We start from the raw sequence: 15832 nt of genomic DNA, 5'->3' as shown, positions 1-15832 counted from the left end.
ACCATCGTTCATTTGTACGTCTTCTACCGAAGACAGGCGCCCGCCATAGCTTGCAGGCATCCCTCCCTTGTAAACCGAGATGTCTTTAATAGCATCTGAATTAAAAACCGAGAAAAAACCTAAAACGTGCGATGGATTATAAACCGTAGCCTCATCCAGCAGGATAAGGTTTTGATCAGAACCACCGCCGCGCACAAAAAAGCCGGCGTTGCCATCGCCGGCAGAAACAATGCCCGGCAGGAGTTGAATGGTTTTTAAAACATCTTTTTCGCCTAACAATACAGGAATATTTTTAATGTCTTTAACAGATAGTTTTTGCAGTCCGGCCGGCGCAATCATAATGTTACTGGTTCTGGCAGAACTGCTGGTAATTTTCACTTCCTGAAGCTGCCCTTGTCCTGAGGTGAGGTGAATATTGGCTAGCGTATTTTTATTCAATTGAATTTTTAAGGTATCCGTAGCATAGCCAGTATAAGATGTTAATACGGTGTATGTTCCTTCTGATACGGTGAGCGAATAAAACCCGTAAGCATTTGTACTTACACCTTTGCCTGGTAATTCCAACAGCCGAACAGTTGCACCTGGTAGGGTTTCGCCCGAAGCCAGATCTTTGATGGTTCCTGAAATGGTATATGTTTTTGCAGACTGCGCCAGCAAAAGCATAGGTGGACTAAAGAATAAAAAGAGTAATAGGTGTTTTAAGTTGTGCATTTTGTGTGTGTTATGTGCAATTTGAGCTTCGTTTTTCGGCTTATTTGCACTTGTGACACACTTAACCTTGTTTACCCTTACTCCATTATGAAAATTATTATTGCTTATTGTTTAGCCATAAACATGCCATCTGGATTTATTTTCTACGAATTCTGTTTATTAACTAATTTTGAACATGCCTCAATTCCGAAAAATTGTTCTGCTCATCCATGTTAGCTTACTATCCGTTTTTTTTGGTCCGGCACTTTTTGCGCAGAAGAATTTAAACCGGGAGATTACTATAGGGAGTATCAGGCAACAGCCCATTGGAAAAGTTTTACAGAATATTTCCCAAAATGGCCGGTTTAGCTTTGCCTATAATAATAACACCATACCATCTGACAGCCTTATTTCTTTGCAAGGATATAGCGGTTCTTTATTCATTTTACTTACCAAGTTGTTAGGTAGTAATTATGAGTTTAAGGATATCGACGGTTACGTGGTACTTCGGCATACACCAAACAGACTTTCCATCACCGCTGAGGTTGTTATAACACAAGATAACGAGGTAGTAGTAAAAGGAAATATTTGCGATAATGTGAGTGGGGCGCGTATAAAAAACGCGAGTGTTTACGAAAAAAATCTTTTGATCTCGTCATTGACAGATGCCGACGGAAACTTTGAGTTAAAGCTCAAGGCCGGTGCTGGTTCTGTTGGGTTAACGGTTAGTAAGGAAAGCTACCGGGACACTTCCCTGTTTATACTGAGTGAAGTTAAAGTATATTACCATAAGGTTGCGAAGAACTATGATTATTACCCCGAAGGAACAGGAAAGCGGCTCGAATCTAACCGCTTCGCACGGCTTTTTATCAGTTCGAAACAAATAATACAGGGCATGAATCTGGGTAATTACTTTGCCACAAGCGCCTACCAAATTTCGCTTACACCCGGCCTTAGTTCACATGGCATGTACAATAGCCAGGTGATTGACCATGTATCACTTAACCTGTTAGGCGGGTATACCGCGGGTATTAACGGTATTGAAGCGGGAGGGGTATTTAACATCAATCGCAAAAATATGCAATACGTTCAGTTAGCTGGTGCTTTTAACCTTGTGGGCGGCAATGTAAGCGGCTTACAGGCGGCCGGTATTTATAATAATGTATACAAAAGTGCCTTTGGTGTGCAACTTGCCGGTTGTGCAAATATAGATTCAATGGCAAGGGGTTTACAGGTTGCAGGGCTTATCAATAAAACCAAAGGAAAAAACAGCGGGATGCAGCTTGCGGGCTTGTTTAATATGGCCGCTGAAACGAAGGGCATACAGCTTGCCGGATTGGGAAATTGGTCATCGGGACAAACAGGCTCGCAAATTTCCGGGCTTTTCAATGTAGGCAAAAAGGTAAAGGGATTTCAGCTGGCTATGCTGATAAATGTTGCCGATAGCAGCGATTACCCCGTAGGGCTTATCAACCTGGTTAAAACCGGCGAAAAAAGCATAGCTGTTAGTACTGATGAATTATGGTTCACCCATATTGATCTGCGGTCTGGAGGCAGGGTGCTTTATGGGTTGGTGGGCACAGCGTTTAAGTTTAATGTTCGCCCTGCCTATGCTTTAAGTTTAGGTATTGGCGCCCATATCATTCACAGAAGCAGGTTTTCTTTAGATGGAGAATATGTTAATCAGCAAACCTTTAATATGAGGAAAAATTTGTATCAAACAAATGGGCTAAAGTTATTGCCTGGTTATAGATTTACCAAAACCTTAAGGGTATTTGCCGGCCCATCCATTCAGGAAGTTCACGCGGGTGATGCTTCAGATGCTGATCTTAACGGATGGGTGTTTAGCAAACGTTACAACCAAGACGGCATAACGGCCCTACATGCCGGCCTCACCATGGGAATTCAATATGTGTGGTAACCATCAAAATTACTGAATTGAATAGCCATTCCCGTTCTTAACGATATTTAATGCCGGTGTAGTACCTTTAATAACGTTCAGTATCCTGGCCAGGGAATCATCTCTGTTTATGGTAACGGTAATAGGCTCATTAATCACCAATTTGTTTGAAATGATAATTTTTTGGTCATATGCTTCATTTAACACATCAACCAACCGGTGGAGTGGTGTATTAAATGCCACAAACTGATTTGTTCTGTAATAATTGTAAAGAATATCAGTACTTCGCTGCACCGTCATGTTCCGCTCGCCAGCTTTAATAGTAACCATCTCATTCGCGTTAAGCCTAACACTGGCAGATGAATGACCTATCTGAACGATGCCACTCTCCACAATAACTTCTGTGCGGTGGTTTTTGCCATTTACGTTAAACGCCGTTCCAACGTCTTTGATCGTCAGGTCATTCGTTATCACCGTAAATGGTGCGTCCTCGTTGTGTTTTACCTTAAAAAACGCTTCGCCCGAAAGCGTTATCACTCTACGGGAGTTAAAATTACTTGCATAGGTGATAGATGAGTTTTTATTGATATGTATAATTGAGCCATCGGGAAGTGTTACCACCTTTACATTTTTCAATGTTCTGATGCTCACCATATTTCCAGGATTATCGGCCTTGTTTTTCAATATATTAAATAATAAACAGCCAATACCCACAAAAATGGTAACCGCCGCGGCTACACGGAACCAGTTTGCAGCCGGGTATAAGCTTCTAAGTTTTTTATCATTCTGTTGCGCTGCCGAACGAAGTTCTTTAAATTTATCCCATGCCGCATCTGCTTTCAAGGGGCTAACAGGAGCCAGCTGTTTGCCAGATTCAAAGATCATTTTCATACCCTCTAACTCCCTGGCATTGGCCTCGCTCTCTTGTACCCAATCTTTTACTGCCTTTTCTTCTTCGGCAACCGCCTCTTTCAGTAAATACCTGATCAGCATTTCTTCGCTTACATCCTGTTTCATGATCTAAACCTGTTAAATAACATCATTATAATTAATGGCAAATATGCTTGCATTTCTTTTTTCAATATCCTTAGGGCTTTCCCAATATGGGTTTCTACAGTTTTTACTGAAATATCCAGGTGATCTGCTATCTCCTTATACTTTAATTCCTCAAAGCGGCTAAGTTGAAATACCTCACGGCATTTATCGGGCAATTTATCAAGGGCCGAATCCAGATCCTTCTCTAATTCACTTAAATTCAATCGTCCTGCAGCATCATCTGTTTCATTTTTCATTGCATAAGCAGTAAAGGTTTGATATTTAAGCGCTACTTTTTGCCTTCTGATATAATTCAAACAGTCATGGTAAATTGATTTATATAAGTAAGCCTTTAAAGACACCGCCGTTGACCATTTTCTATTTTCCCAAAATTGCAGGAATAAACCTTGTACAACCTCTTCGGCAACATCCCAGTCTTTTAATATAGTAAAGGCATAAGCATGCAACTGCCTGAAATAGGTTTTATATAGCTGCTCAAATACAGCCTCACTATCATCTTTTAACAGTTTCATTCCAAATTTGGTTACTCATTACCGTTTATAAAGTTCTTCAAGTTATTGATAACTTATATATACTCAACTTAAATTACACATAGCAAAGGTGTTTTTATTAGCAACTTAATTGTATATGTTAAATTTACAATGTTAAGATTATGGATAGTGATATAGCGGAAAGCAAATATTCAGTTAGTGTTTGAAAATTCATAATTCTATTTTTGCATGTTAAATTTCGTGGCCTTTTTTATACAATATAAGCAATGACTCTTTAAAAGCCGTTTACCCTTACTTAGGGACTACAATTAATATCCCATCAAGTAATTCAATGAAATATTACAATCCACAGTCACTTAAAGTAAATGTGATTAATGCTGCAAAACTTTAAAATCCAATTACTTATAAATTTTTTGTTCTCTTAATCTCTAAACCTATCGCAATAATTGTAAATGTGTCGCAATGACCAGTTGCATGTACAAAAGCTGGCTTATGACGCGGTTCAGGAGGCAAGGATCAAATATCGCTGGGAAGCATTAGAACAAGAGAACAAAGCTATAGTGGAGGCTAAAAGAAAGGGCGAGCTGTTATTTCCCAGGTATTTCTTGCTCCTCAAAGCCTACAACCTGTCGATCCGGCTGGGGCAAATCTTCACCATCTGTAAAGACAAGCAGCAGGCATTTAAAAGACTGGCTAATAGTTGCGTTAGGAAACGCCAGTTTCCCCTTATCCATTAATCCGCCGGTATGATCGATGTGAATATGGGTGAGCAGAACGGCATTGATTTGCTCAGGCTGATAGCCGGCGCGTCGAAGGCTTTCTGTTAAATGTCCAAGCGTAGGTCCGTATGCCTCAGCCGTCCCTGCATCAACAAGTACCAGCTCATTTCCTTTTTTGATAAGGTAACCGTTAACAGAAAGTTCTACAGGATCTGACTGGTAACTCAATTTCAACAAACGATCGATCTCCCCAGGTTTTACATTGGTAAGCAACTGATGAAAGTTTTGTGGAACAGTTCCATCAGAAAGGGCGATCACTTCGAAATCTCCGACCGGCAACCGATAGTAACCCGGTTGGGGAGCTTGTGCCTGATTTGCTGTTTGGGCAAATGTGGTAGAAGTATTCATCAGGATGCCGATCGAAAAGATCCCGGCAGCGGTCAATTTTAATAGTGCTTTAGAAGCCAAAAATGTATGTTTCATATCTAATTATTTAATGAAACAAAATTCCAGGATTTTTTTGGCGGCACACAGGATAAACGTCACTTTGATTTTGTGACAAATATCACGTTAACGGCGGTATAAGCGGCTTAGCGTTTCACGCGTTACCCCAAGGTATGAAGCAATGTGTGTCTTAGGAATACGGCTGAATAATTGAGGGTATTGACGGTATTGACGGATAAAATGTTCGTAGCGATCCTTCGCAGTCCCCATGATCATCAACTGCAAGCGTTTCTGCAATGAAATATATCCCAGGTTTGCCTTTACCTGTAGAAAATGCTCATACTTCCAAAGATCTGCACCTAATTTATTACGGTCTTCCAATGTAATACCGAGCACTTCACAATCTTCCAGGCAATCGATATTAATAGTGGCCTTCGTTTCCTTAAAAAAAGCTTCCCGACCTGTCATCCACCAGTCTTCTGCGCCAAACTGGTAAATAAACTCATTACCTGTTTCAGGGTCGGCTATATAAGCTTTTAAACAGCCTTTTAAAACGAAGTACTCCTGCCTTACATATTCGCCTTCTTGCACCAGGAAAGCATGCTTTTTCAGTTTTCTTAACTTGAAATGTGATAAGATATGGGCAAATTCTTCATCACTCAGCGGGCAAATCGCTTCTATATGTGTTCGGAGTAACTGGGACATAGGATGATTTTAGAAGGCATAATAGGCTATAAAATTAAGCTTTTATAGATAATACCAAGCTACAATATGTTCTTACTTGTTCGCTTCCCTGGCCAGATCAAATAATTGTGACCCAATATGGCATTATTCGCTGGGAGCGACTTCAAGATAGAAAATGACCTGCATACATTTGTCGATATTGAGCGTGTCAATTTGTTAGAAGACCATAAATAATTTAGTATTATACTTTCCCTCCCGTATCATAAAAATGGCTATGACAATCACAGGTTTGGCTACGTTCGGCTGATTCGTTAAGCAGACATTTGTTATAAATAAAAACAAAAGAAATGAAAATTATTATAACAGGTTCTTTGGGACACATCAGCAAGCCACTTGCTAAGGAGTTAGTACAAAAAGGTCACGCGGTAACGGTGATCAGCAGTAACCCGGACAAACAAAAGGATATTGAAGCCATAGGCGCAATAGCAGCCATCGGTTCAGTTGAGGACGTCAGTTTTCTGGCAAAAACATTTACCGGTGCCGATGCGGTTTACACCATGCTGCCGCCGTTTAAATTTCAGGAAAATCCCAATCTTGATGCGAGGGAAGAAGCGCGCAGGCTCACAAACAATTATGTTGCGGCTATTCAGCAATCGGGCGTTAAAAAGGTAGTTCACCTCAGCAGTATAGGGGCTCATACCGATAAGGGAAACGGATTGCTGGCCTTCCATTTTGTGGCAGAGCAGGTTTTAAAGCAGCTACCTGCAGATGTAACGATCACGTTTATGCGGCCCGTGGGTTTTTACTACAACCTGTATCAGTTTATGGATATTGTAAAAGGGGAAGGCTTTTTGAAAGGCTTTGTAGGTCTGTTTTTAACGCTTCGTCATTACGGCTTAACAGGTTTGCTGCAAGGAAAAAAAGGGCTTATTGTATCTAATTATGGCGCTGAAGACAAAATGCCATGGGTGTCACCAATTGATATTGCAGCTGCGATCTCAGATGAACTGACATCGACTTTGAAAGGGCGCAAGGTACGCTACGTAGCGAGCGAAGATTTAACATGTAATGCAATTGCTACTACGCTTGGCGATGCGGTAGGCAAACCTTATCTAAAATGGGTAACCATCAGCGATAAGCAAATGCTGGATGCATTATTAAAATATAAAATGCCTTTAAGCCTGGCAAATGATATTACGGAAATGAACGCCAGCCAGCGTAACGGCGGGATCTTGTTTGAAGATTATTACAAAAACATACCGACAATGGGCAAAGTGAAAATGAAAGATTTCGCTCAGGAATTTGCAGCGGCTTACAATTCAAAATAGGTTAGATTAGTAAAGAATATGGAACCCTATCAAATGAAAACCATCAGCCAATACCATCAGGTTTTGGAGATAGCCAAACCGGAACACCCGTTAGTAAGCGTCATCAGCATGGATGATTTCAAACCACCGGCAGGGAACAGCCGGATCAACGTTGTGTTTGATTTTTATGTCATTTCGCTAAAAAGGAATTTTGAGGGTAAGATCAAATATACCTATGGACAGCAGGCCTACGATTTTGATGAAGGTGTCATGTTTTTCATTGCACCCAAACAGGTATTTTCATTTGATGCTGATCACGATTATAAAACTTCAGGCTGGATGTTGCTTGTTCACCCGGATTTTTTATGGGGGACACCGTTGGCAAAAACGATCAGGCATTATGAGTTCTTTGACTATTCGGCAAATGAGGCACTTTTTCTCTCTGAGAAAGAAGAGACAACCATTGGCGGTATTGCCCAGCTGATCAAACAGGAATATCATGCCAACATCGATAAGTTCAGCCAGGGCTTGATCGTTGCACAAATTGAGCTATTACTCCAATATTGTGACCGGTTTTACAACCGCCAGTTTTTGACCAGGAAGATCAGTAGCCATCAGATCCTGAACCGCGTGGAAGAAATGCTTGAGGGATATTTTAACAGTGACGACTTGATCCAAAAAGGATTGCCAACCGTACAATTCATTGCCGATACTTTAAATATATCCCCCACATATTTAAGCGCATTGCTAAAAGCATTGACCGGTCAAAGTACGCAACAACACATTCACGAAAAGCTTATCGAAAAAGCGAAGGAAAAACTATCCCTTACAGACCTGTCGATCAGCGAGATCGCCTATGCGTTAGGTTTTGAACACCCACCATCCTTCAGTAAATTATTTAAGAGTAAAACTAATCTTTCGCCCCTGGAGTTTCGGGCTACATTTAATTAACAGACATATCCATAAATTATGATCGATTTTTTTGCTGTTTTAAGATCCAGAAATGAGCCCTTGTTTTACTTTGGACTGACCTGCATTTTAAGCGCTGTTGTCGTGTTGCTGATCGCAAAATTCAGCCATGTTCAGATAAATGGGGTTAATGCCTGGTATAAGCCTTTTAAATTCGCTTTGTCCATCGGTATATTTAGCTGGACGATGGGCTGGTACACCGGGTATCTTGAACTACCTAGCCAGGTTAGCACCTATAGCTGGACAACCATTATACTATTGGGATTCGAGTTGTTTTACATCACTTTTCAAGCTGCTCGTGGTCATTTGTCGCATTATAACGTCAGTTCATCGCTTTATACGTCGCTTACTGCGGCCATGGCCATTGCAGCCATTGCCGCCACTTTGTATACCGGCTATATTGGTATTTTATTTTGTACCAAAGAATTCCCCGAACTCCCCGGCTATTACCTCTGGGCTATTCGTATAGGCATATTTTTATTTGTCGTATTTGCGTTTGAGGGTGCCGTCATGGGTGCCAACGGTTCACATAGTGTTGGCGGTTCGGGCGATGGCGATGGTTTACCGTTGCTTAACTGGAGCCGTAAATATGGCGATCTGCGTATCGCCCATTTTGTGGGAATGCATGCATTGCAGGTATTACCGCTAATTGCTTATTATTTGCTCAGGGATATTAAATTGGTTATCGTTTTAGGATTAGTTTATGGGGCTTTGGCGCTTTTCTGCCTGGTACAAGCACTTAACAGCAAACCGTTATTAAGCTTTTGGTAAAACAACTGAGTGAGATCAATTGCCAGAAACAGCATCACTACTATAACGTGCCTGTCGTGGCTGCAACTTAACCTGTTTTGGTCTCATTAAATTGCATTTTAATTTTGCTTTAATATTTACTACTGACATAGGGTTGTCATTAACCTCAAATATCTTTGAATAAACAAATAATCTCATTACTATTATGGAAGCGAAAAAACTTAACACAGTGCCTGAGCACTACACCACTGTAACACCTTGGATTATTTCTCCGTCCTCAGCCAAATTAATTGAATTTTTAAAGGTTGCTTTTGCTGCGGAAGAGATTCCTCACAGCAGAATTACAAATGAAGAAGGAGCTATCATTCATGTAGTTGTAAAAATCGGAGATGCATTAATTATGCTTTTTGATTCGAGAGAAGGCTGGCCGCCGACTCCAAGTTTTCTAAATTTGTACGTCGAGGATGTTGAGGCTGTTTATCAAAAATCCATAAAGCTTGGGGCTAAATCAGTAACTGACATTACTGCTCTATGGTTTGGAGAAAAGGTTTGCAGAATTATTGATCCATTTGGAAACCTATGGTGGATAAATCAACGCATTGAAGAAATTGACTTTACGAAACCTGAGGAAATTGGACGAATAGCGTCTACTCCTGAAGCAGTACAGGGCATTGCGTACATTCAAAAATCTTTAGATGAAGCATTAAAAACACTGAAACGTTTTTTTGAAAACAGATGACCATTTTTAATTGTGGTGTTACATTACACTGAGACACCTGGCAGATAACTTCTATTGGAAAAACCAAGCTTTAAGGCAGAAGTAAGCCAATGAGGCTATTTGTCATTTCAATCTTGGTTTAAGGATTGAATTAAAATAAGCATTTTGGAATATACGGTTTGAATATCGGGCTATGATTAGTTGTCTGGATATCCAATATTCGCGACTTGCTCATCCGACTAAGATAAAATATAACCCGAAATAACTTTTTCCGCCTATAGTGGATAAACCAATAGCACTGCCCCCTTTTCGCCAATTTGCTTTCTTTTCCTAAAAGCCTGAAAATAAGCACTAAAAGTGGTCATTTTGAAATTGGTCGAACGGGTCAATCAGGTGTGGTTTATCCAGTTAATAATTTTACTTTAAATTTTTTCTGATCCTGCTTAAAGCGTTGGGGGTAATACCTAAGTACGAGGCGATCTGTTTAACAGGAACTCTTTTGATCAGTTCTGAATTTGCCATAAATTCAAGATAGCGCTCTTCGGCAGATAACGTTTGAAAATTGAGGATATGATCGATCATCCTGACAGCCATAGGTTCCCAGGTAATTCGCCCGAACTCCTGCCATGCTGGAAATGTTTTGTAAAGAATTTCCATTTCCGGTTTATCTATGTAAATCAGTTCTGTGTCTTCTATGGCTTCTATGTTGAAACGGGTAGGCTTTTGCGGATTTAAGCTGGAAATCTCGGTGAAAAATTCATCTTTGAAAACCACCCATGCCGTAAGCTGCCGGTCAAATTCTCCATAAAAGAAACGAAGGGCACCGGTTTTAATAAAGAAGTATTGGTGAGCTATCTGTCCGCGTTTTAAGACCAGCTGTCCCTTTTTTACCTGCTTAATTTTAAAATTCGAAATGATAGCTGCAAGCTCTATATCATTAATACTTATTTTTGATCTGATAAAATCAGAGAGTTCCTGCATTGATATGTAGATTTAATTGCCGAACGAAACTAAACAAAATGCTGCTCCTGCAAAGCATTTAGGGTAGGCAAGTTTGACGTCCTGATGACGGCACCCGGTTATAAACCAGGGAATCCTTAAAGTCATTCCGCCCAATCGTTGCCGGAGTTCCTGATCAAAGCGAGGGGTACATACGCCGGAGACTAATGTTAAGTATTTTATCAACTGGTTCCATTTGCTGAACCATTTTCATCAGGTCGGCGACTTAAAAAAGATGCTTTCTTATGCCGCCGATGTATTTCTACACTAATGCTCCTTTTTTTATCAATCGCTTCTTCAACTTGCTCATGTCTTCACTTATTTTAAAGTCCAGTGTCTTAGCATAATGTTGCGTTTGTTTGATGGTGACATGCCCCAGCATTTTAGATACCGTTTCTATGGGTACACCATTGTTCAGGGTCACTGTCGTCGCAAATTTATGACGGGCAATGTGGTAAGTTAACTCTGACTTAATACCGCAGCAGTCCGCTATTTCTTTAATATACGAGTTCATCTTTTGATTGATCAGCACTGGAAGTACTACGCCTGTTACTACATATTTAGGATGCCGGTCATATTGCTTTATAATTCTATGCGCTTCCTTTAAGAGGGGGATCCTTGATAAGACATTTGTTTTTTGCCGGTTGATAAAGATCCATTGTTCCCCATCCACCCCCCTTCTGAATATCTCCCCGTTTTAAATTCTTCACATCTACATAAGCCAGCCCGGTATAGCAACTAAATAGGAATATATCCCTGACGTTACTTAACCGTTCATTATCAAAATCTTTCCCAGCTATCCGTTGTAGTTCTTCGTCACTCAATGCGGTTCTCTCCAATGGCTTTCTCGTCAATTTGAAATTGGAAAAGGGTCTCCTAGCAGCCATTTACTCTTCACACAGATCAGTACGATCTTTTTAAAGTTCACCAAATATTTCATAGTGGTATTATGGTCACAATTTCTCACAGTCTTCAACCAAAAGGCATACTGCGATATGAATTCATGATCCAGATCCCTGATATCCCTATCTTCCGCATTATATTTCCATTTAATGAAGTCTCTCGTATGGTTATAAGAAATATTGTAACGTTTCATGGTGCTGGCCGCAAAATCCACACCTTGTAATGCTTTCATTTGTGCATTGTGTTCTTTAAACACTTCCAGTATCCTTTTGCGTTGTTCAACATTACCAGTAATGATGTCCCTGATTCCTTGAGCGGATATTTCACGGTCAGCTTCAATTAGCGACCTTTTCGCTTGAAATACTTGTAACTCTAAGGTATCTAAAAAATAGTTTAATTCTTTAGCGTCCTCTCTGGTCCCGATAGCTCTCGCAGATGAATAGTTCCATTTGAGGGGTTCCCATTTTCTTTTGGAAGACAATTCAACTGATTTGCCATCTACCGTTATTTTCAGATAAATGTAAAGGGGGCCTTTTTTTAAATTTTGTCTCGTCCTGAAAAAAGTTGACTAAAATATAGTCAACAAATGGAAAGTCAAAGAATTAAATCAAAACATGTAAGCCCGGGCGGGCGCTACAGTTTATCGTTCAAAAAGAAAGTTGTTCAGGAATATGAACGAGGGTTTTTGAACAAAGATCAGTTACAAGCCAAATATGGTTTAGGCGGCAATTCAGTGATATTGCAATGGTGCCGTAAGTATGGTAAATTGCACCATCCTGAAAAAGGTGCATTAGGCCGGCCGATGAAAGATCCACAAAAACAACGTATCAAAGACCTGGAGAAGCAACTGGAAGAAGCCAAGCTTAAATTAGTGGCTTACGAGAAATTGATTGAGATTGCTGAAAAGGAAGATGGCATAAACATCTTAAAAAAAGACGGCGCCAAACAATCAGTGAGCTTGCCAAAATGTATCCAAGAAAAGTAAGTATGTTTTGCGTATTGTTTGGCCTGAGTAAACAGGCTTACTATAAACAGATTAAGCAACGACAAGAGAAGATTATTTTACGCAAACAGGCCAGAGCATCGGTCTTGCAATTACGCAGAAGTATGCCGCGATTAGGCACACGCAAACTTCACTATTTGCTAAAAGAAAATAATGTCTTGATAGGCAGGGATTATCTATTTGACCTGCTTCGGGACGAAGGGTTGCTTGTTTTAAAACGGAAAAGGTATACTTTAACGACTAACTCAAAACACTGGTTGCGCAAATATCCTAATCTGATCAAAGAGATGCTCATTGTTCGTCCTGAACAGCTTTGGGTAGCCGATATTACCTACCTGGATGCAAAGGATGGCAATCTGTATCTTCATTTAATTACAGATGCCTATTCCAAACGCATTATGGGATATGAACTCTGCAACAACATGGAAGCAGCTTCAACACTTAAAGCCTTACAAATGGCTATTGAGAACCGGCAATATAAAAGTAATGTGTTGATACATCATTCAGACCGCGGTTTACAGTATTGCAGTAAGCTTTATACATCTTGTCTTATTCGAAATGGAATAAGAATATCTATGACAGAAAATGGTGACCCTTATGAAAATGCTATTGCCGAACGAGTAAATGGTATTCTGAAAGATGAGTTCGGCCTGTCAGATCAAATGGAGGATCTTATAGACGCCTCATTGCAAACCGACCAAAGTATAGTTACTTATAATAATCAAAGACCACACCTAAGCTGCAGTATGCTTACACCAAAGCAAATGCACAACCAGCAAGCCATCAAACTAAGGACATACAACAAAAAAGCTCAAACATCTTTAGTGGATGTTTGAGCTTTTTTATCAATGTTTGTGCAATCAAAAAATAGTCAACCTATTTCAGGACTACTCATTATGCTAACATGTTTAGCGGAATGGACGGGACTCGAACCCGCGACCTCCTGCGTGACAGGCAGGCATTCTAACCAGCTGAACTACCACTCCTCCCGTTTGGGATTGCAAAGATAGGAATTGGATTTGCAATCCCAAAAAATATTTAAAAAAAGTTAGGCTACAGTGCCTTCTTTTAGCTTTTCTGCGTTTTCTGCAAACTGCAAAGATTCCATAATTTCCTGTAAGTCACCATTCATAACGTTCGGTAAATTGTAGATCGTTAAGCCAATGCGGTGTTCGGTTACACGGCCCTGAGGGTAGTTATAGGTACGCACCTTGGCAGAACGGTCGCCGGTTGATACCATGGTTTTGCGTTTTTTAGAAACTTCTTCCAGGTGTTTCTGCAATTCCATTTCGTAAACACGCGATCGTAATACGCCTAAAGCCTTATCGTAATTCTTTAACTGAGATTTCTGATCCTGGCATTGCGCTACAATACCGGTAGGGATGTGGGTTAAGCGTACGGCAGAATAGGTGGTATTAACCGACTGACCGCCCGGGCCCGAAGCGCAGAACAGATCTTTACGGATATCGCTAACCTGTAGGTCAATGTCAAACTCATCAACTTCCGGCAATACTACTACTGTTGCTGCTGAGGTATGTACACGGCCCTGGGTCTCTGTATCAGGCACACGTTGTACACGGTGTACGCCCGATTCGTATTTTAGAGTGCCGTATGCGTCATCGGCAACTACATTAAGTACAACCTCTTTGTAACCACCCGACGTTCCTTCTGTGTAGTCAACAAGCTCGGTTTTCCATCCCCTACGTTCGCAATAGCGCATATACATGCGGTAAAGGTCGCCTGCAAAAAGAGCGGCCTCATCACCACCTGTACCACCACGAATTTCAACTATGGCATGCTTGGCATCCTCAGGGTCTTTAGGGATCAGCATGAGGCGAATAAATTCTTCGCGCTCGTCGCGCTGACCAATCAATTCATCTAACTCAGCTTTAGCCATCTCGCGAAATTCTTCATCTTTCTCAGTAGCTAAAATTTCCTTGTTAGCATCAATATTGCTCATGATATTTTTGTAGATGTTATATTCCTCTACAATGCTGGTAAGGTCTTTATATTCTTTGCTCAGCTGGGCAAAACGTTTCATGTCGCTCATTGCGTCCGGGCTGCTTAGCTCGCCTTCTACCGTTTTCCAACGCTGTTTTATCGCTTCTAATTTCTCTAACATATTATTATGGATCTATTCGGCAATACTTGCCAAATGATTTGCAAAAGTACGGCTTTTCAGTTAGATATTAAACTGATGCATAGCAGCATCCGGTAAGCCGGAAGTAAAATTATTGGGTAATAGGCAATGTATAAGTATGCAAGCTAATATCGGTGCCGTCAAACACTGCATAAGTGCAGGCTTTTACCCATTCGCCCAAGTTAATGTAGCGGCTTTTTTCGGTCAGTTTAACATCCATAGCCAAGTGGCGGTGCCCAAATACCAGGTAATCATAAAACTGAGTTTGTAAGATCTCTTTGCTGTAGACTATCAGCCATTCTTGCTCATCAATTCTGCGTTGCTTATCGTTATCGCCGGTTGCGCGGCTATGCTGCGACCATGCGTTGGCTATACCTACGCCAAAGTTAGGGTGCACCCGCTCAAACAGCCACTGGCAAACCGGGCTGCGGAAAATCTTTTTCAAAAATTTATACTTGGCATCACCGGGGCCCAGCCCGTCGCCGTGATGCAGGTAGAATTTTTTGCCGTTGCGTTCAATTACCAGTTCGTTGCTGATGATGGTTGCGCCCAGTTCTTTCTCAAAATAACCGAACATCCACATATCGTGGTTGCCTTTAAATAGGGTAAGTTTAATACCCAAGTCGGCCAACTCGGCCAGTTTGCCCAAAAAACGGATATAATTACGGGGTATAACTGTTTTATATTCAAACCAAAAATCAAAAATATCGCCGATTAGGTATAACTCTGAAGCATCGGTTTTAATCATGTCGAGCCAGCTCACAATCTTCTGCTCTTTTTCTCGGTGGGTGGTATAGCTGCCTGCGCCTAAATGAAAATCTGACGCAAAGTATATTTTGTTACGTATTGACATGCGTGGCTAAATTACGAGTATCTGTTGAAAAGCAGAAAGTCATTTTTGGGCATAAATTTGGGGAGTTTAGATAAAGCAGATTTGCGCACTGGCTTAAAAAAAACGCAGCACCAAATAAGCCGGTACTGCGTATGAAAAAAAGTAGATCACAATTATATTTTACAACCTTGGACGCGGCGGGTGAGGCGGCGGTGGCGGCAAGTGTA

Annotated in this window: 17 protein-coding genes, 1 tRNA gene and 1 pseudogene; 6 read left to right on the top strand and 13 right to left on the bottom strand. The window is 40.8% G+C overall.

The features are described from left to right. Positions 1-711, bottom strand: a 711-nt coding sequence (locus RG47T_RS26865; RefSeq protein WP_253187544.1) for a TonB-dependent receptor, incomplete at its 3' end; no start/stop codon positions are given. A gap of 175 nt (positions 712-886) precedes the next feature. Here RG47T_RS26865 and RG47T_RS19880 point away from each other — a divergent pair. After that, complete coding sequence (locus tag RG47T_RS19880) at positions 887-2611, top strand: peptidase associated/transthyretin-like domain-containing protein (RefSeq protein ID WP_083627468.1); 1725 nt, start codon at positions 887-889, stop codon at positions 2609-2611. A 9-nt stretch (positions 2612-2620) separates the two neighbouring features. On the opposite strand, the gene RG47T_RS19875 is transcribed toward RG47T_RS19880, so the two are convergent. From RG47T_RS19875 to RG47T_RS19860, 4 genes are all read right to left on the bottom strand, one after another. Then, a complete protein-coding gene (locus tag RG47T_RS19875) occupies positions 2621-3607 on the bottom strand; it encodes a FecR family protein (protein WP_074491187.1) in 987 nt (328 codons plus the stop codon). Beyond that, positions 3604-4158 (bottom strand): RNA polymerase sigma-70 factor, encoded by a 555-nt coding sequence (locus RG47T_RS19870; protein WP_074491186.1) that lies wholly within the window; start codon positions 4156-4158, stop codon positions 3604-3606. Before RG47T_RS19870 ends, RG47T_RS19875 begins: the two co-directional genes overlap by 4 nt. A gap of 566 nt (positions 4159-4724) precedes the next feature. Then, positions 4725-5339, bottom strand: coding sequence for an MBL fold metallo-hydrolase (locus RG47T_RS19865; RefSeq protein WP_074491185.1), 615 nt, complete (start codon positions 5337-5339; stop codon positions 4725-4727). Between the two features lie 87 nt (positions 5340-5426). Beyond that, a complete protein-coding gene (locus RG47T_RS19860; RefSeq protein ID WP_074491184.1) occupies positions 5427-6005 on the bottom strand; it encodes a Crp/Fnr family transcriptional regulator in 579 nt (192 codons plus the stop codon). A gap of 326 nt (positions 6006-6331) precedes the next feature. On the opposite strand from RG47T_RS19860, the gene RG47T_RS19855 reads away from it, so the two are divergent. The 4 genes from RG47T_RS19855 to RG47T_RS19840 all read left to right on the top strand — a co-directional run bounded on the left by RG47T_RS19855 (position 6332) and on the right by RG47T_RS19840 (position 9749). Further along, on the top strand, positions 6332-7312 hold the full coding sequence (locus RG47T_RS19855) for an SDR family oxidoreductase (protein ID WP_074491183.1): 981 nt from the start codon (positions 6332-6334) through the stop codon (positions 7310-7312). 18 nt (positions 7313-7330) lie between these two features. Beyond that, a complete protein-coding gene (locus RG47T_RS19850; RefSeq protein WP_074491182.1) occupies positions 7331-8242 on the top strand; it encodes a helix-turn-helix domain-containing protein in 912 nt (303 codons plus the stop codon). 18 nt (positions 8243-8260) lie between these two features. Then, entirely contained in the window at positions 8261-9031 is a 771-nt protein-coding gene (locus RG47T_RS19845) for a hypothetical protein (RefSeq protein WP_074491181.1), read from the top strand. A gap of 184 nt (positions 9032-9215) precedes the next feature. Next, a complete protein-coding gene (locus RG47T_RS19840) occupies positions 9216-9749 on the top strand; it encodes a VOC family protein (RefSeq protein ID WP_074491180.1) in 534 nt (177 codons plus the stop codon). Between the two features lie 396 nt (positions 9750-10145). Here RG47T_RS19840 and RG47T_RS19835 read toward each other — a convergent pair whose 3' ends face one another. The 4 genes and pseudogenes from RG47T_RS19835 to RG47T_RS27115 form a co-directional block, all read right to left on the bottom strand. After that, the gene (locus RG47T_RS19835; RefSeq protein WP_074491179.1) at positions 10146-10709 is read right to left on the bottom strand and encodes a Crp/Fnr family transcriptional regulator; all 564 of its coding nucleotides are present in this window, start codon (positions 10707-10709) and stop codon (positions 10146-10148) included. A 280-nt stretch (positions 10710-10989) separates the two neighbouring features. Further along, the gene (locus RG47T_RS26860; protein WP_245770889.1) at positions 10990-11400 is read right to left on the bottom strand and encodes a site-specific integrase; all 411 of its coding nucleotides are present in this window, start codon (positions 11398-11400) and stop codon (positions 10990-10992) included. Beyond that, a complete protein-coding gene (locus RG47T_RS26855) occupies positions 11318-11551 on the bottom strand; it encodes a site-specific integrase (protein WP_253187566.1) in 234 nt (77 codons plus the stop codon). The genes RG47T_RS26860 and RG47T_RS26855 overlap by 83 nt, the downstream gene beginning before the upstream one ends. Before the next feature lie 26 nt (positions 11552-11577). Continuing rightward, positions 11578-12177, bottom strand: a pseudogene (locus tag RG47T_RS27115) (phage integrase SAM-like domain and Arm DNA-binding domain-containing protein); the annotation flags it as partial. Positions 12178-12216: 39 nt separating this feature from the next. On the opposite strand from RG47T_RS27115, the gene RG47T_RS19815 reads away from it, so the two are divergent. Beyond that, a protein-coding gene (locus RG47T_RS19815; RefSeq protein WP_139302423.1) for an IS3 family transposase occupies positions 12217-13469 on the top strand; the annotation gives its coding sequence in 2 pieces (ribosomal slippage) (positions 12217-12571 and positions 12571-13469; 1254 coding nt in all). A gap of 76 nt (positions 13470-13545) precedes the next feature. Here the strand turns inward: RG47T_RS19815 and RG47T_RS19810 are convergent. The 4 genes from RG47T_RS19810 to RG47T_RS26480 form a co-directional block, all read right to left on the bottom strand. Continuing rightward, positions 13546-13619: transfer RNA gene (locus RG47T_RS19810), tRNA-Asp, on the bottom strand. Positions 13620-13681: 62 nt separating this feature from the next. Further along, the gene (gene prfA, locus RG47T_RS19805) at positions 13682-14755 is read right to left on the bottom strand and encodes a peptide chain release factor 1 (RefSeq protein ID WP_074491177.1); all 1074 of its coding nucleotides are present in this window, start codon (positions 14753-14755) and stop codon (positions 13682-13684) included. A 109-nt stretch (positions 14756-14864) separates the two neighbouring features. Beyond that, positions 14865-15626, bottom strand: a complete 762-nt coding sequence (locus RG47T_RS19800; RefSeq protein WP_074491176.1) for a UDP-2,3-diacylglucosamine diphosphatase — start codon at positions 15624-15626, stop codon at positions 14865-14867. Continuing rightward, a partial coding sequence (locus tag RG47T_RS26480; protein ID WP_216351083.1) for a hypothetical protein occupies positions 15613-15832 on the bottom strand: 220 nt, incomplete at its 5' end. The genes RG47T_RS19800 and RG47T_RS26480, both read right to left, overlap by 14 nt.

This window comes from Mucilaginibacter polytrichastri (genome assembly GCF_001911425.1).
GTDB lineage: Bacteria > Bacteroidota > Bacteroidia > Sphingobacteriales > Sphingobacteriaceae > Mucilaginibacter > Mucilaginibacter polytrichastri.
This window is presented reverse-complemented; position numbering and strand designations above follow the sequence as displayed.

What these genes read in the sequence shown, in the direction of transcription:
- RG47T_RS19880 (WP_083627468.1), top strand. Translation starts at nt 887, where the DNA reads ATGCCTCAATTCCGAAAAATTGTTCTGCTCATCCATGTTAGCTTACTA.
- RG47T_RS19875 (WP_074491187.1), bottom strand. Translation starts at nt 3,607, where the DNA reads ATGAAACAGGATGTAAGCGAAGAAATGCTGATCAGGTATTTACTGAAA.
- RG47T_RS19870 (WP_074491186.1), bottom strand. Translation starts at nt 4,158, where the DNA reads ATGAAACTGTTAAAAGATGATAGTGAGGCTGTATTTGAGCAGCTATAT.
- RG47T_RS19865 (WP_074491185.1), bottom strand. Translation starts at nt 5,339, where the DNA reads ATGAAACATACATTTTTGGCTTCTAAAGCACTATTAAAATTGACCGCT.
- RG47T_RS19860 (WP_074491184.1), bottom strand. Translation starts at nt 6,005, where the DNA reads ATGTCCCAGTTACTCCGAACACATATAGAAGCGATTTGCCCGCTGAGT.
- RG47T_RS19855 (WP_074491183.1), top strand. Translation starts at nt 6,332, where the DNA reads ATGAAAATTATTATAACAGGTTCTTTGGGACACATCAGCAAGCCACTT.
- RG47T_RS19850 (WP_074491182.1), top strand. Translation starts at nt 7,331, where the DNA reads ATGGAACCCTATCAAATGAAAACCATCAGCCAATACCATCAGGTTTTG.
- RG47T_RS19845 (WP_074491181.1), top strand. Translation starts at nt 8,261, where the DNA reads ATGATCGATTTTTTTGCTGTTTTAAGATCCAGAAATGAGCCCTTGTTT.
- RG47T_RS19840 (WP_074491180.1), top strand. Translation starts at nt 9,216, where the DNA reads ATGGAAGCGAAAAAACTTAACACAGTGCCTGAGCACTACACCACTGTA.
- RG47T_RS19835 (WP_074491179.1), bottom strand. Translation starts at nt 10,709, where the DNA reads ATGCAGGAACTCTCTGATTTTATCAGATCAAAAATAAGTATTAATGAT.
- prfA (WP_074491177.1), bottom strand. Translation starts at nt 14,755, where the DNA reads ATGTTAGAGAAATTAGAAGCGATAAAACAGCGTTGGAAAACGGTAGAA.
- RG47T_RS19800 (WP_074491176.1), bottom strand. Translation starts at nt 15,626, where the DNA reads ATGTCAATACGTAACAAAATATACTTTGCGTCAGATTTTCATTTAGGC.